14 protein-coding genes are annotated in these 13,164 nt (G+C 75.2%); 5 read left to right on the top strand and 9 right to left on the bottom strand.

Features of this window, described 5'->3' with window-relative positions:
• The first annotated feature begins 17 nt into the window (after window positions 1-17).
• Window positions 18-716, top strand: coding sequence for a helix-turn-helix transcriptional regulator (locus ACFEMC_RS22805; protein ID WP_380172188.1), 699 nt, complete (start codon window positions 18-20; stop codon window positions 714-716).
• Between the two features lie 14 nt (window positions 717-730).
• Here the strand turns inward: ACFEMC_RS22805 and ACFEMC_RS22800 are convergent, their stop codons facing one another.
• The gene (locus ACFEMC_RS22800) at window positions 731-1,246 is read right to left on the bottom strand and encodes an AAA family ATPase (protein WP_380172186.1); all 516 of its coding nucleotides are present in this window, start codon (window positions 1,244-1,246) and stop codon (window positions 731-733) included.
• Between the two features lie 64 nt (window positions 1,247-1,310).
• Here ACFEMC_RS22800 and ACFEMC_RS22795 point away from each other — a divergent pair, with 64 nt between their 5' ends.
• Window positions 1,311-1,625: a hypothetical protein gene (locus ACFEMC_RS22795; RefSeq protein ID WP_380172184.1), complete on the top strand. Its 315-nt coding sequence runs from the start codon at window positions 1,311-1,313 to the stop codon at window positions 1,623-1,625.
• Window positions 1,626-1,722: 97 nt separating this feature from the next.
• Here ACFEMC_RS22795 and ACFEMC_RS22790 read toward each other — a convergent pair whose 3' ends face one another.
• The 6 genes from ACFEMC_RS22790 to ACFEMC_RS22765 form a co-directional block, all read right to left on the bottom strand.
• On the bottom strand, window positions 1,723-1,929 hold the full coding sequence (locus ACFEMC_RS22790) for a hypothetical protein (RefSeq protein ID WP_380172182.1): 207 nt from the start codon (window positions 1,927-1,929) through the stop codon (window positions 1,723-1,725).
• Window positions 1,930-2,027: 98 nt separating this feature from the next.
• Entirely contained in the window at window positions 2,028-2,630 is a 603-nt protein-coding gene (locus tag ACFEMC_RS22785) for a DUF3618 domain-containing protein (RefSeq protein WP_380172180.1), read from the bottom strand.
• The gene (locus ACFEMC_RS22780; RefSeq protein ID WP_380172178.1) at window positions 2,606-3,040 is read right to left on the bottom strand and encodes a phage holin family protein; all 435 of its coding nucleotides are present in this window, start codon (window positions 3,038-3,040) and stop codon (window positions 2,606-2,608) included. The genes ACFEMC_RS22785 and ACFEMC_RS22780 overlap by 25 nt, the downstream gene beginning before the upstream one ends.
• Window positions 3,037-3,873, bottom strand: a complete 837-nt coding sequence (locus ACFEMC_RS22775; protein ID WP_380172176.1) for a hypothetical protein — start codon at window positions 3,871-3,873, stop codon at window positions 3,037-3,039. Before ACFEMC_RS22775 ends, ACFEMC_RS22780 begins: the two co-directional genes overlap by 4 nt.
• Before the next feature lie 123 nt (window positions 3,874-3,996).
• A complete protein-coding gene (locus ACFEMC_RS22770) occupies window positions 3,997-4,752 on the bottom strand; it encodes a hypothetical protein (protein ID WP_380172174.1) in 756 nt (251 codons plus the stop codon).
• Window positions 4,753-4,949: 197 nt separating this feature from the next.
• Window positions 4,950-5,267, bottom strand: a complete 318-nt coding sequence (locus ACFEMC_RS22765; RefSeq protein ID WP_380172172.1) for a hypothetical protein — start codon at window positions 5,265-5,267, stop codon at window positions 4,950-4,952.
• A 58-nt stretch (window positions 5,268-5,325) separates the two neighbouring features.
• Here ACFEMC_RS22765 and ACFEMC_RS22760 point away from each other — a divergent pair, with 58 nt between their 5' ends.
• Window positions 5,326-7,185, top strand: coding sequence for a CHAD domain-containing protein (locus ACFEMC_RS22760; protein ID WP_380172170.1), 1,860 nt, complete (start codon window positions 5,326-5,328; stop codon window positions 7,183-7,185).
• Between the two features lie 13 nt (window positions 7,186-7,198).
• On the opposite strand, the gene ACFEMC_RS22755 is transcribed toward ACFEMC_RS22760, so the two are convergent.
• Window positions 7,199-8,932, bottom strand: a complete 1,734-nt coding sequence (locus ACFEMC_RS22755) for a putative bifunctional diguanylate cyclase/phosphodiesterase (protein ID WP_380172168.1) — start codon at window positions 8,930-8,932, stop codon at window positions 7,199-7,201.
• A 202-nt stretch (window positions 8,933-9,134) separates the two neighbouring features.
• Between ACFEMC_RS22755 and ACFEMC_RS22750 the strand changes: the two genes are divergently transcribed.
• Both ACFEMC_RS22750 and ACFEMC_RS22745 read left to right on the top strand, forming a co-directional pair.
• Entirely contained in the window at window positions 9,135-11,858 is a 2,724-nt protein-coding gene (locus ACFEMC_RS22750) for a putative bifunctional diguanylate cyclase/phosphodiesterase (protein ID WP_380172166.1), read from the top strand.
• 20 nt (window positions 11,859-11,878) lie between these two features.
• Window positions 11,879-12,400: an FBP domain-containing protein gene (locus ACFEMC_RS22745; protein ID WP_380172165.1), complete on the top strand. Its 522-nt coding sequence runs from the start codon at window positions 11,879-11,881 to the stop codon at window positions 12,398-12,400.
• Between the two features lie 43 nt (window positions 12,401-12,443).
• Here ACFEMC_RS22745 and ACFEMC_RS22740 read toward each other — a convergent pair whose 3' ends face one another.
• On the bottom strand, window positions 12,444-12,617 hold the full coding sequence (locus tag ACFEMC_RS22740; RefSeq protein ID WP_380176908.1) for an excalibur calcium-binding domain-containing protein: 174 nt from the start codon (window positions 12,615-12,617) through the stop codon (window positions 12,444-12,446).
• Window positions 12,618-13,164 lie beyond the last annotated feature (547 nt).

The following is a 13,164-nucleotide window of genomic DNA, read 5'->3' as shown; positions in this document are numbered from 1 at the left end:
CCTGTCACCCTTTCCGCGTGAACCGGACCGACAGGCTGCACGCGCTGAGCGAGGAGCTGCGACGGGCCGGCCCCCGCGGACGCACCGCCGCCCACCTGGCCGCCTGGCTCGAGGTGAGCACCCGCACCGTCAAGCGCGACGTTTCGGCGCTGCAGCAGGCCGGCGTGCCGGTCTGGGCCCGGAGCGGACCCGGCGGCGGGTACGTGCTGGACGCCCGCGCGACCCTGGCGCCGGTCAACCTGACTCCCGCGCAGGCGATCGCGGTCGCCACCGCCCTGGCCACGCAGCCCGACGCCCCGTACGCCGCGGACGGCCGCGTCGCGCTGGAGAAGGTCCTCGACGTCATGGCACCCGCCGACCGCCGCCGCGTCGAGGAGCTCGGGACCCGCATCTGGATCCGGGCCGAGGGCTCGCCCCCGCCGGTCGATCCCGCGCTCGCGAGGTGCCTGGGGGACGCCCTGGCCACCCGCCGGGTGGTCGTCCTCACCTACGACGACGCCGCCGGGAGGTCGACGCGTCGCCGCGTGGAACCCCACCTGCTCGCTCGCCGGGGCGAGCACTGGTACCTGGTCGGCTGGTGCCGCGAGCGTCGAGGTCCGCGCTGGTTCCGCTACGACCGCGTCCGCGCCGCGCACCTCACCCCGGAGCCCGTCGTGGAGCGCAATGCCGCCGTCTTCGGGACACCCCCGCAGGACGCCCACCCCGTCCGCCGTTGACGGCGGGGAGCGTCTCACCAGGTCGCCGGGCCGCCGAGGCCGTCGGTCCGGCGCAGCAGGTCGTCGACGACCTCCCCGACCGGCCGGGTCGCGTCCAGCGGCGTCCCCGCGGGCACGTCATCCTGCGTGCGGTGCAGTCCCAGGACGAGGTCGCGTTGCTCCGCGGTGGCCCCGAACTCGTCGGTCCCGGCACGACCGGCGAGCCGGCGCCGCAGCGTCTCCTCGTCGACCTGCAGCACGACCACGAGGTCGAACAGGTCGAGGAACCAGGCCCAGTTCCGAGACCCTCCGCAGAAGAACGTCCGCTCGGCGGTCGGGTCGGCCGTGAGCTCCCGGACGGCGTCGAACCGCCAGAGGTGGTGCGTGTGCCGCGGGGGGCCGGTGGTGGGTTCGCCGGTCGCAGGATCCCCCTGGTAGGCGAGTTCCCGGTCCCCGTGGACCACGTGCTCGCCGCGGCGTTCCAGCTCGGTGGCGACGGAGGTCTTCCCGGCGCCGGAGACTCCCTCGACGAGGACGTTGACCCTTCCCACGACCCCGACGGTAGGGACGTCGACGGCTCCGCGCGAGGACGTTCCGCCCCGCTACCGTTCTCACGTGCCCAGCCCGCGCGCGCTGCCCCGCGGCCCGGTCGCCGCCCTCCTGCTGGCCGCGACGGCGGCGCTCGTCCTCACGGCGTCCGACCTCGTCTGCACGAGGACGCAGGTCGAGGCCGTCGCCACCGGCGGGTTCCTGCTGGGGTGGGGCCTCGCCGTCGCGGCGTGCCTGGTGACGGGTGCCGGTGCCGTGCAGACGGTGCGGAGGGCGGACCGCCGCCCCACCCGCGCCGGGCTGCTGGCGGCCGCGGGCCTGCTCCTCGTCCTCCTCTGGCTGGCGCACCCGGTCGTCGGGAGCGGTGGCGGCGCGGCCTGACGGGGACCCGCCGGTCGGGCGACCTCGACGAGCGGGGTCTCGCCTTCCTGCAGCACCCCCACGGGGACGGCCGTGGTGCTCAACCCGGTCAGCAGCGTCAGGGGGAAGACCGGCCGGGGTCCTTCGCCTCCTCGGCCGTGGTCACCGGGTCCTCGGGACCCTCGACCGCGAAGACGCCAGCGACGTCGCGGAACCCCAGGCCGATGACCGTCAGCAGACCGCTGAGTTCCACGACGGTCAGGACGACGTCGAGCTCAACGCCCTCGCTCACCCCGCGCAGGTTCACGGCGGCGATGAGGAACACGAACGCCAGCGCGACGAAGAGCGATCCGCCCCTGTCGCGGAGGGAGACCGGCGCAGGGGTGACCCTCCTGCGCCGGCCGACGTCTCAGCGTCCGGCGGTCACCGCCGCGCGGTGTCCTGGACCTCCTGAGCAGCACTCGTCCCGTGGTCCTTCACGGTCCCGGCCGCGTCCTGCGCGTCGCTGCGGACGGTGCCGGCCGCCTCCTGAGCGGTCTCCTTGACGGAGGCGGCGGCGTCCTTGGCCTTCTCCCCCAGCGACGAGCCGACGTCGGACGCGCCGGCCTTCACCTCGTCCAGCAGCGGGGCCTCCTTGGCCTTCTCCACCAGCGTGCCCGCGGCGTCCGTCTCCTTCTCCGAGGCGGGCAACAGGGAGGAGATGAGCCACCCGGCGCCGAAGGCGATGAGGCCGGCCGCCACGGGGTTGCCCCGGGTACGGCCCTTGACGGCAGCCCCGCCGTCGGCCACCCCGGAACGCGCCGAGCCGGCCGTGTCCCCCACCGAGCCGCGGACGTCGTCCGCCGTTCCGAGGACCCGGTCCTTGACGCCGGCGATGCCGGAGCCGACGGACGCCCGCACCTTCTCGACCTGGCGGTGGGCCACGTTCGAGGGGTCCAGGCGGTCGGTCAACGCGTCCAGGTCGGTGCTCAACTGGCTGCGCGTCCCTTCGATGTCGTGCTTCAGCTGTTGCGGTTCTTCAGCCACTGCGCGTCCTCCTTCAAGCTCTGCTGGGTCTGTTCCAGGGGCGGGGGGATCTGGCGGAGTTCCTTGCGGCCGGTGGAGGCCAGGACCGCGGCGACGACGGCCCAGACCACCGTCACGACCAGCGCGGACCAGCCGTACCCGATCGCGTCACCGAGGACGATGACGACGAGGGCCGAGAGGGCGATGAGGAACAGGTGACCGGCCACGCCGGCTCCGGCGAGGAACCCGACGCCCTTGCCGGCGGCCTTGGCGTCCTGGGTCGCCTCGGCCTTGGCCAGGGCGATCTCCTGACGGACCAGGGTGGAGAACTCCCCGGTGATGCTGCTGACGATCTCCCCCAGGGAGCGGTCGTCCTGGCGGCCGTGCGGGTCCGGGCCCCCGGGGGGCGTGGCCGCGGTCGCGCCGCTCACGGCCGGGGGTCCGGGGAGGTGAACGGTTCCGCGCCCGGCAGGGTGCTCGGACCGGTCCGCGCCAGGACCGCCTCGGACTCGGAGTACGGCAGCAGCTCCTCCGTGGTGCCCGCGGTCGCGTGCCGGCCGCCGACCGGTTCCGCCGACGCACCGGCGGAGGGGCTCGTCCGGTCGTGGTGCGCCTTGGCCCCGCGGGTCAGGCGCCCGGCGACGACACCGGCGACCACCGCACCGAGCAGGAACGTCCCGGGCTTGCGCCGGGCGAAGGACCGGCCCTGCTCGAGCAGGTCGGAGGCGTCGTGGTGGCTCAGGTGCGCACCCCACCCGGAGGCACGGTCACCGGCCTGGCGCACGACGCTCGTCGCGTACCCGGAACCACCGCCGGCACCGGCCATGTCGGACAGTTCCGAACCGGCGGTGGTGAAGAACTCCGCGAGCCGGTCGCGGATCCCGTCGGACTGCTCGGCCAACTGCCGGCGCAGGTCCTCGAACAGGTCGCCGGCCTGGGCCTTGGCCTCGCCCAGGACGTTGCCCGCCTGCTCCTTCGCGGTGCCGGCGACCGCGGACGCCTGCTCCTTGGCGGTTCCGGCGACGTCGGAGACCTGCTGCTGCGCCTCCTGCTTCGTCGCGCTCGCCGTGCCCTGGGCACCGGCGGTGGTTCCAGTGGTTCCGGCGGCGGTGGCCCCGTGGTCGGTGGTGCTCGGAACGGGGGTTCCGGGGGTTCCGGGGGTTCCGGGTTGGCCACCGGTCAGCGCGTCGTAGGCCAGTTCGGAGGCGAGGGGCTCGCGGCCCGCCGTCGTTCCAGGTGTCGTGTTGCCTGGTTCCTGGGTCATGTCTCTCCTTCTCGACGGCGCCGTCGGGGGTCGGCGGCGCGTGGTGGACGGACGGATCCGCTCTCGTTGCACCGCAACGCGAGGGGTCCGGACGGGGAGGTGGGGACGGGGTCCTGGCGGGATTCAGCGTCCGAGGCCGGCGCGGTCGACGCGACGGTGGAACCGCATGCCGGCCAGTCCACCGAGAACTGCTCCGGCGAGGGCGACGACGACCGCGGCGACCAGGGCGACGACCGAGGCCGTGCTGAGCGTTCCCGAGTCGACGGGGATGCGCGGGAAGCTGTTGAGCCGGCCGAGCACGTCGTAGTCGCGGCCCGCGACCGCCGCGACGACGGCGACCACCACGGCGATGACGATGGCCCACACCCAGACGGCGACGCCCTGCTTGACGCCGTTGAACCTGGCCATGCGCCCTGCCACGTACCCGCCGCAGAAGTAGGCGACGAGCAGGACCACGAGAACCCCGACGGCTCCGGCGACGCCGATCGTGCCGGCGTCGTCGCTGACGCTCTCCCGGGCGCCGGTGAGGGCCTGGCCGACACTCCCGGAACCCGCGATGCCGATGGCCGTTCCGGTCGCCGCCAGGAGGGCGGTCAGCAGGACCGCGGTCCCGGTGGCGGTGAGCCAGCCGAAGAAGGCCGAGCCGACCTTCACCCCGCCGTGGGCGTTCTTCTCCCGGTTCACGACCGATGCACGGTCCATCGGGTCCCGCGTCGTGCCGCGAGACTGCTCGGCGGGCGTTCCCCGGTGCCGCAGGACCTCGGGCCGGTCGTCCGCGACGTCGTGACGAACTCCCGGTGCCCCCGCCGAGCCGTTCGGGGTGCGGTCGGGGTGCGGGTCCCCGGCAGCGTGGGCGCCACTCCCGTCGGGTGTGCTCATCGTCGTCCTCCTGGTGTTCTCACGGCCGCATCCGGAAACCTGCTCCGGAGGACCGCGGGTCGCTGCGGACGCAACGACCTCCCAGGAACCCTCTACCCACCCGGTGGCGACCTACTCCGGTTCCGGGCAACCGCACGACCGGAACTCCCGGGCACGGGGTTTTCGCGCCGGGGTTCCGGGGGCGGGAGTTCTTCGCGTCAGTCCAGGGAGTACGCCGCCGCGAAGTCGTCGACGGCGCGGACCACGGCGCGCGCGGTGGCGGCGGGAACCCCGTCGACCTCGGTGAGGGCGGCCGCCCGTTCGTCGGTCCCGGTGCCCGCGGCCCGCCGGCCGGCGTCCGCGAGCGCCGCCGTGGCCAGCGCGGTCCGCGGCAGTCCCGCGGCCTCGCCGAGCCGGTCGAGGACGAGCCCGGCGACCCAGTCGGGGTCGAAGCTGCCGTGCGGCGGCGCGAAGACGCGCTCACCCTCGACGTAGTCGCCGCTGCCGCCCCAGTGCCGTCCGGTGCTCTCCGCCACGTCCTGCACGGTAGGGCGACGGCGGGCGACGAGCCACGTCTGCCGGTACAACCGTCGCATGGTCAACCAGCCCGGAAAGGTCCACGAGGAGATCGAGGTCAAGTACGACCTCGCCGCCGACGCCGAACTGCCCGCTCTGAGCTCCGTGCTGCACGAGCTCCCCGACGCCGAGGAGCGGGGGTACCGCGAGGGCGACCTCGGCGAGCACGAGCTCGAGGCGACCTACTTCGACACCCGCGACCTGCGGCTGAGCGCGGCGCGGACGACGTTGCGCCGCCGCACGGGCGGCCACGACGCGGGGTGGCACCTCAAGACGCCCGGCTCCGACGGCGCGCGGATCGAGCGCCAGGTGCCGCTGGGCCGGGCCGTCAAGACGGTCCCGGCCGCGCTGCGCCGGCTCGTGGAGGACGTCACGGGCGGGGAGCCGCTCGTGCCCGTCGCCCAGATCACCACCCACCGCACGGTGCGGACGCTGCTGGACGCCGCCGGGACCCGGCTGCTGGAGCTCGCGGACGACCGCGTGCAGGCGCGCCGGCTCGTGGCGGGGGCCCCGACGGACGCGCAGGCCGACGCGGAGGGTGGGGGGCTCGCCTCGGGCGCGGCCGGTGGTGCCGTCGTGGGCGCGGCCGGCGGGGCGGCCGTCGGTGCGGCGCCCGGCGCGGCCGGCGGGGCGGCGGTCGGAGCCGCGGTCGGTGCGGCCGTGAGCGCGGTCGACGAGCTGACCGACGGGCCCACCGACGGCGGCCCGCAGGTCTGGCGCGAGGTGGAGCTGGAACTCGTCGACGGCGACCGGGAGCTGTTCGACGCCGTCGACGCGCGGCTGCGGGAGGCCGGGCTGCAGGTCGCGGGGACCGGCTCGAAGCTGGCGCGCGTCCTGTCCGGTGCACGTCCCGCACCCGCGCCGGCCCCCGTCGTCCGGCACGAGCCGGAACCGGCGACCCCGGCGGAGGAGCCCGCTCCCCGGCCCGCCGACCGCGTCCTGACCCCGGCGGCCCCGCGCCGCACCGACCTCGGCCCGGGCTCGCGCGCCGGCGACGTCCTCGTCGCCCACCTCGCCGAGCAGGTGCAGCGCATCCTCGACCAGGACCCGCGCGTGCGGGCCGACGAGCCGGACAGCGTGCACGCGATGCGCGTCGCCACACGGCGCCTGCGCAGCGCGCTGAAGACCTACGGGTCGCTGCTGACGACGCCGACGAAGCCGGTTCGCGACGAGCTGCGCTGGCTCGCCGCCGAGCTGGGCGAGGCCCGGGACGCGGAGGTCCTGCGCGACCGCCTCGTGCAGTCGGTCGCCTCGCTGGACCACGCGCCGGAGGAGCAGCCCGCCGATCCCGCCGCGACCGGCGCCGTCCCCCAGCTCGTCCGTGAGCAGCTCGAGGGGGACTACCGAACGGCGCACGACCGCGTCCTGCGCGAACTGGACTCCGAGCGCTACCAGTCGCTCCTCGACGTGCTGCAGGACCTCGTCGAACGGCCGCAGCTGTCCGACCGTGGCCGCCGCAAGGCGCGCACGGTGCTGCCGAAGCGGGTGGTGAAGTCGTTCGGCTCGCTGGCCGACCTCGTCCGCCGGGCCCAGCACGCCGACGCCGGGACCGAGCGCGACGAGCTGCTGCACGAGGCGCGCAAGGCCGCCAAGCAGACCCGCTACGCGGCCGAGGCCGTCGTCGTGGTGTTCGGCAAGGACGCCAAGCGCTTCGCCAAGGCGGTGACCGAGCTGCAGGAGGTCCTCGGCGAGCACCAGGACTCCGTCGTGACCCGGCAGCGGCTGACGGACCTCGCGTCCACCGCCCGGCCCGAGGTCGCCTTCGCCTACGGGCGCCTGTTCGAGCAGGAGGAGGCGCACGCGGCCGCCACCGAGGCCGAGGTCGAGGAGGTGTGGGCGGCCGCGCGGGCCAAGCGGCTGCACCGCTGGCTGCCCTGAACGGGGGAGCTGGTCAGGCCCGCCGCGCTCCCGCGGGGAACCACCGCTCCTCCGGCCCGGGCACCCCGAAGTGGAAGCCCTGGGCCGACTGCCAGCCCTGGGCGGCGAGGTGGCGGGCCTGGTCGGCGGTCTCGACCCCCTCGCACGTCGAGGTGAGGCCGAAGTCGCCGGCCAGCCGGGCCACCGCCGCCGCGATGCGGTCCGACCCGGCGTCCTGCGGCAGGTCGGCGACGAAGGAGCGGTCCAGCTTGAGCCCTGTCACCGGCAGTCGGCGCAGGTAGGACAGCGTGGAGTAGCCGGTGCCGAAGTCGTCGATGAGCACGCCGACACCGAGGGCGGCGAGGTCGCGCAGCTCGGCCTCGGTGACGGGGTCGCCGGGGACGAGGGACCCCTCGAGCAGTTCCACGGTGAGCCGGTCGGGGGCCAGTCCGCGGCGGTCCAGGTCCCGGGCCACCGTCGGCGCGAACGTCCCGTCGAGGCAGCGGGCGGAGGTGTTGACAGCGACGCGGGCGCCGGGGTGGCGGGTGAGGAAGCCGAGCGCCTCCTCCAGGACGAGGCCGTCGACCAGGCCGACGAGGCCGCAGTCCTCCGCGACGTCGAGGAACTGCTCGGGCAGCAGCAGCCCGCGTCGGGGGTGCGCCCAGCGGACCAGGGCCTCGAACCCCGTCCGGTGGCCGTCGCGCAGGTCGACGACGGGTTGGTAATGCACGCGCAGCTCGCCCTCCGCCAGGGCTCGTCGCAGGTCGTTCTCCACGGTGAGCCGGCGGTCGGCGCGTTCGCGCAGGGCGTTGGTGAAGACGCGGCAGCTCGACCCGCCGGCGGCCTTGGCGGCGTCGAGGGCGGTGTGGGCGTCGCGCAGGACGGTCCCGGCGTCCACCACTCCTCCAGGACCCCCACCGCTCGCGGTCACGGGCAGGTCGACGAGGACGAGACCGGTGCTCGCCGAGCACCTGACCTCCTGGGGACCGTCCGGCCCGTCGACGCGGACCGGGGCCGCCAGGCTGCGCGTGATGCGGTGCGCCACGTCCACGGCCTCCGCCTCGTCGGTCAGGCCGGCGAGGACGACGAGGAACTCGTCGTCCCCGACCCGGGCGAGCGCGTCCCCTCCGCGCAGGCCGACGGCCAGCCGCTCTGCGGCCGTCGCCAGCACCTGGTCGCCCACCTCGACCCCGAGGCTGTCGTTGACGACGCGGAACCGGTCGAGGTCGCAGGCGATGACGCCCAGCCGGGGGCGGTCAGCAGTGCGTCCCGCGGCGAGCCGGTCGGCGAGGTCGGCCACGGCCCCGGCCCGGTCCCGCAGCCCGGTCAGCGCGTCGCGACCGGGCCCGGGACGCGTGCCCCGGGGGCCGGAGCCGGACGAGGCCACGTGCACCAGCAGCACGTGGCCCGCGCCGCCGGAGTCGCCCAGGGTCATCAGCACGGTGCAGTGCTGGTCCTGCCCGTCGGGCCGGCGGACGAGGGCCCCGGTCAGGACGTGCTCGGCGCCGGCGAGGAGGTCCTCGACGAGGCGGTCGACGGGCAGCGGCTCCTCGACGGACCCGGGCGTCGAGAGGAGCTCACCGAGCTTGCGGCCGCGCGGGTCGAGGGCGAGCTGCGCGACGAGGGCGTCGCCCGCCTCCAGGACGAGGCCGTGCAGGTCGCAGACGGCGAGGCCCGTCGCCGCGGTCAGCACGGCGCGCGCGACGTCGAGCCGTTCCTGCGGTCCCGCGTCGGACCCGGCCCCGGGGGGCTCCTCGTCCTGCTGCACGGCGTACCCCTCACCCTGGACCCCACCGTCGAATCTTCTAGAAGATCCTGTGCGTCGAGTGTGCCTCCTGTGGGCCTTCGACACAATCCACCGGCTCATCCACCGCGGTGATGCGGACCTCGCTGAGCCGAACGGGTCAGGGCGGGGCGGCCGGTCGGGCGGTGCGCTCAGGAAAGCGGTGCAGGACGCCGATCCTCTCCAGGTGGCGGACCTTCCCGAGCAGCGCGGCCGACGCGCAATCAGCCTGCGGACCAGGCTGCTCGTGCTCGTCCTGGTGCCCATCGTCGGCTTCTCCGCCTTCGCCTCCATCCTCGTGCTGCACCGCTTCCAGCGCGTCCAGGCCGCCGAGGACGCCGTCCGCCAGGTCCGCGCCGCCGTCGCGCTGGACGCGGTCCGCGCGAGGATCGCCGAGGAGGCGATCCCCCTCGTCTCCAGCGTCGAACTCGTCGACCTCGGCGCCGAGGGACCGTCCGCGACCCGCGAGAGCGGCCTCGCCACCGACCTGCACACGCTCTTCGACCAGGCCACCGCCCGCACAGACGCCGCCGCGGCCGACGCCCACGAGGACGCCCTGGCCCGCCCCCGCATCGAGGCCGCCACCGAGCGGCTGGCCGCCGTCCGCGCCTCCTGGGGCGCCGGCGACACCCCCAGCGAGCGGGAGACCAGCAACCGCCAGCTCTTCGACAAGTACCGCTACCTCGTCGACGACCTCAGCGACGCCGTCGACGCGCACCTGGCCACCGCCGACGTCGAGGGCGGCGGGGACACCGACCTCGCGCACGCGCTGGCCGACCTGCGCCGCACCGCCCACGCCACCACCCTGGCCGGGGAGGAGGTGCCGTACTACCTCGGGTTCCTCTCCGCGCCCGAAGGCGCCGAAGGTCCCTCGCGACAGCTGTTCCTGCGCAGCTGGTCCGGTTTCCAGATCGCCTCCGCCGACGTCACGGCCGCCGGGCAGGCCCGCGTCCGCTCCGGCTGGACCGCGGCTCTGGCCGACCAGCAGACCCAGGTCGTCGACCGCACGCTGGCCGCCGCCGTCGCCTCCGGCAGCCACACCGCGCCGGACTCCTCCGTCCTCGTCTCGCTCAGCTCGGCCGTCGTCGGCCGCGACGACGCCCTCCGCTCCGTGCTCGACATCGCTGCCGCGCAGGCGGTCCGGGCCGCCGAGCAGTACCGCGTCGACGCCCAGACCGAGCTGGTCAAGTACGCCGGCGCAACCGGCCTGCTGCTGCTGCTGTCGGTCGGCGGCGTGCTGTGGACGAGCCGGTCGATCGCCGCCCCGCTGGCCCGCCTGGCCGGCGCCGCCCGGTCCATCAGCCGCGGTGAGCTCGTCGACGTCGTCGTCGAGGGCCCCCCGGAGACCCGCGTCGTCGCGCACGGTCTCGGCGCGGCCGTCGCGAGCCTGCGCTCGGTGCAGGCGCAGGCCCAGGCCGTCGCCGACGGCGCGTTCGACGACGAGATCCTGCGGCGGCCCGTCGGCGGCCCCCTCGGCGGCGTCGTGCACGCCTCCGTCCAGCAGATCCTCGGCGTCATGCGCGACCGGGAGCAGCTGCAGGAGGAGATGGCCCACCAGGCGACCCACGACGCGCTGACCACGCTGCCCAACCGCGCCGAGGCGCTCGCCCAGGTCGACCGCGCGCTGCGCCGCACCCACCGCACCGGCGACCGCGTCGGGCTGCTGTTCCTCGACCTCGACCAGTTCAAGACCGTCAACGACTCCCTCGGGCACGTCGCCGGGGACGCCGTCCTGCAGACCGTGGCGCAGCGGCTGCGCCAGCGCGTGCGAGGTGTCGACGTCGTGGCGCGCCTCGGCGGCGACGAGTTCGTCGTCCTCGTCGAGCCCGTGCAGGACGAGAAGGGGCTGCTCGACTTCGGGCAGGCCCTCATCGACACCGTCTCGGCCCCCATCCCGCTGCTGGGGTCGGCCGAGTCGCAGGCCGTGATCGGCGCCAGCGTCGGGGTGGCCGTCAGCCGCGTCGAGGCAGGCGCCCCGCTCGACGAGTCGGGCGAGGCCGCCGACCGGCTGCTGCAGGAGGCCCACACCGCCGCCTACCGCGCCAAGAACGCCGGCCGCGGCCGCGTCGAGGTCTACGACGACGACCTCCGCCAGGCGCTCGCCGCCCAGGCCGCCCTCGAGGACGGGCTCCGGCGCGCGCTCGTCGAGGACGAGCTGGTGCTGCACTACCAGCCCGTCACGGACCTGGAGACGGGCCGCGTCCGCAGCGTCGAGGCGCTCGTGCGCTGGCAGAAGCCGGGCGAGGGACTCGTGCCGCCGGGGGTCTTCATCCCCGTCGCCGAGGCCTCCGACCTCATCTGCGACCTCGGCCGCTGGGCCCTGAAGACGTCGCTGACGCAGCTCGCGGAGTTCGACGCCGCGGGCGGTCCGGGATCGGGCCTGAAGGTGGCCGTCAACATCTCCGGCCGCCACCTGCGCTCCCCTCGCCTCGTCGACGACGTCCGCTCCGCGCTCGAGGCGTCCGGCACGGCGCCGCAACGGCTCGCGCTGGAGATCACCGAGACCGTAATGGTCGAGGACGACGCCGCGTGGGCACGGCTGGAGGAGCTGCGGGCCATCGGCGTGCAGATCGCCATCGACGACTTCGGTACGGGCTACACCTCGTTCGGGCAGCTCGCCCGCGTCCCCGTCGACGTCCTGAAGATCGACCGCAGCTTCGTCGACTCCGAGGACCCGCGCACCGTCGAGCTCGTCCGGCTCGTCGTCGGTGCGGCGCGCAGCTTCGGTCTGCGCGTCGTCGCCGAGGGCGTCGAGCAGGCCTCGCAGGTGCACGCGCTGCAGGCCGTCGGCTGCGACACCGCGCAGGGCTACTACTTCTCCCGGCCCGTCTCGGCGGACCGGCTGCCGGCCGCCGTGACCGGGTGCCACCAGATCTTCGACGCGACCTGCCGTTTCGAGAAGGCCTCCTGACGGGCGTACGCTCGACGGTCGTGTCCCCGGCAACGTTGGACCTCGAGGACGGTCAGCTGACCGACGAGGCCATCCGCTCCACGATGACGAACTGCTCCCGCGGTGAGGCGCACCGGATGCGCGTGCCGGACTGGGTGCACGACTGCGACCCCGTCCACGAGGTGGTCGGCTGGCGCGACCCCAAGGCCCCCGAACGCGGCTGGATGCTCGTCCCGCTGGGCAAGGCCGTCGTCGGCCTGGCCCTGCGCGCGACGCCCGGCAAGGGCGTGCGCGCGACCGCGATGTGCGACCTGTGCCGCACGACCCGCTCGCCCGGGGAGGTCTCGCTCTTCGTCGCCGCGCGCGCCGGGGAGTCGGGCCGCAAGCACAACACCGTCGGCACCTACCTGTGCTCGGACCTCGCGTGCGCCGACAACGTCCGCGTCCTGCGGGCCACGCCGACGCTCAAGCCGGACCCGGGCTTGAGCATCAGCCAGCGGCGCGACGGGCTGCGGGAGCGGGCCGCCGCGTTCGCCGCGAAGGTGCTGGCGACGCGGGACTGAGGTTCAGCGCCGACCCCCCAGCCCGCCCGTCGATCTCCTGCCGTCAGGACTCGCAGGCCACGCCGTCCCCGTCCCGGTCGAGCTTGCTGCTGTAGCCGGGTTCTCCCTCCAGGATGGGCGCCGCCCCGGCCGCCCGAGCAGCGGCGCAGTTGGCGTAGTACGCCGACCCACCTGCACTGGAACCCGTTCCCGCGCTGGATCGGCCGGAGCCCCCCACGAGCGGGACGGGTGCCGGAGCGGGGGGAGCGTCGACGTAGACCGTGGGCGCAGGCGCGACGACGGGCGGAGGCGCTGGTGCCGTGCTCGTCTGCGCCGGCACCTCCAGGAGTACGGGCTCCGGAGGAGCTGCGGTCCGTGTGACGGTGGGCAACGGGTCCGCCGCGACGGTGGCCGTGACCGCGGCGCTTGGGGAGCCGGTGCCGATGGCGCCCAGTCCGGCCCCGCAGGCGCCGAACAGGAGCAGGCAGCCTCCTCCGACCGCGGCCAGTACCGTCCCGCGTCGCTTCGACCCCGATGACCGCGCGGGACGCGGCCCGCGGCTCACCGCGTCACCGTCACAGGGGGCGGCGTGACGGTCTCCGCGGGCGGTGTCACCACGACCAGCTCCGGCTCTGCCGTTGTCGTCGACGCCGGGGGTGTGACGGTCACCGTCACCGCAGGTGCAGGTGTGCCGGTGACCGTCGTCGTCGGTGTCGCCGTGGGACCGGAGCTGGTGGCGGCGAAGCCCGCGGTGCAGCCGACCAGGGCGCTCAGCAAGCCGGTAC

This window comes from Kineococcus sp. DHX-1 (assembly GCF_042473625.1).
Lineage (GTDB): Bacteria > Actinomycetota > Actinomycetes > Actinomycetales > Kineococcaceae > Kineococcus.
This window is presented reverse-complemented; position numbering and strand designations above follow the sequence as displayed.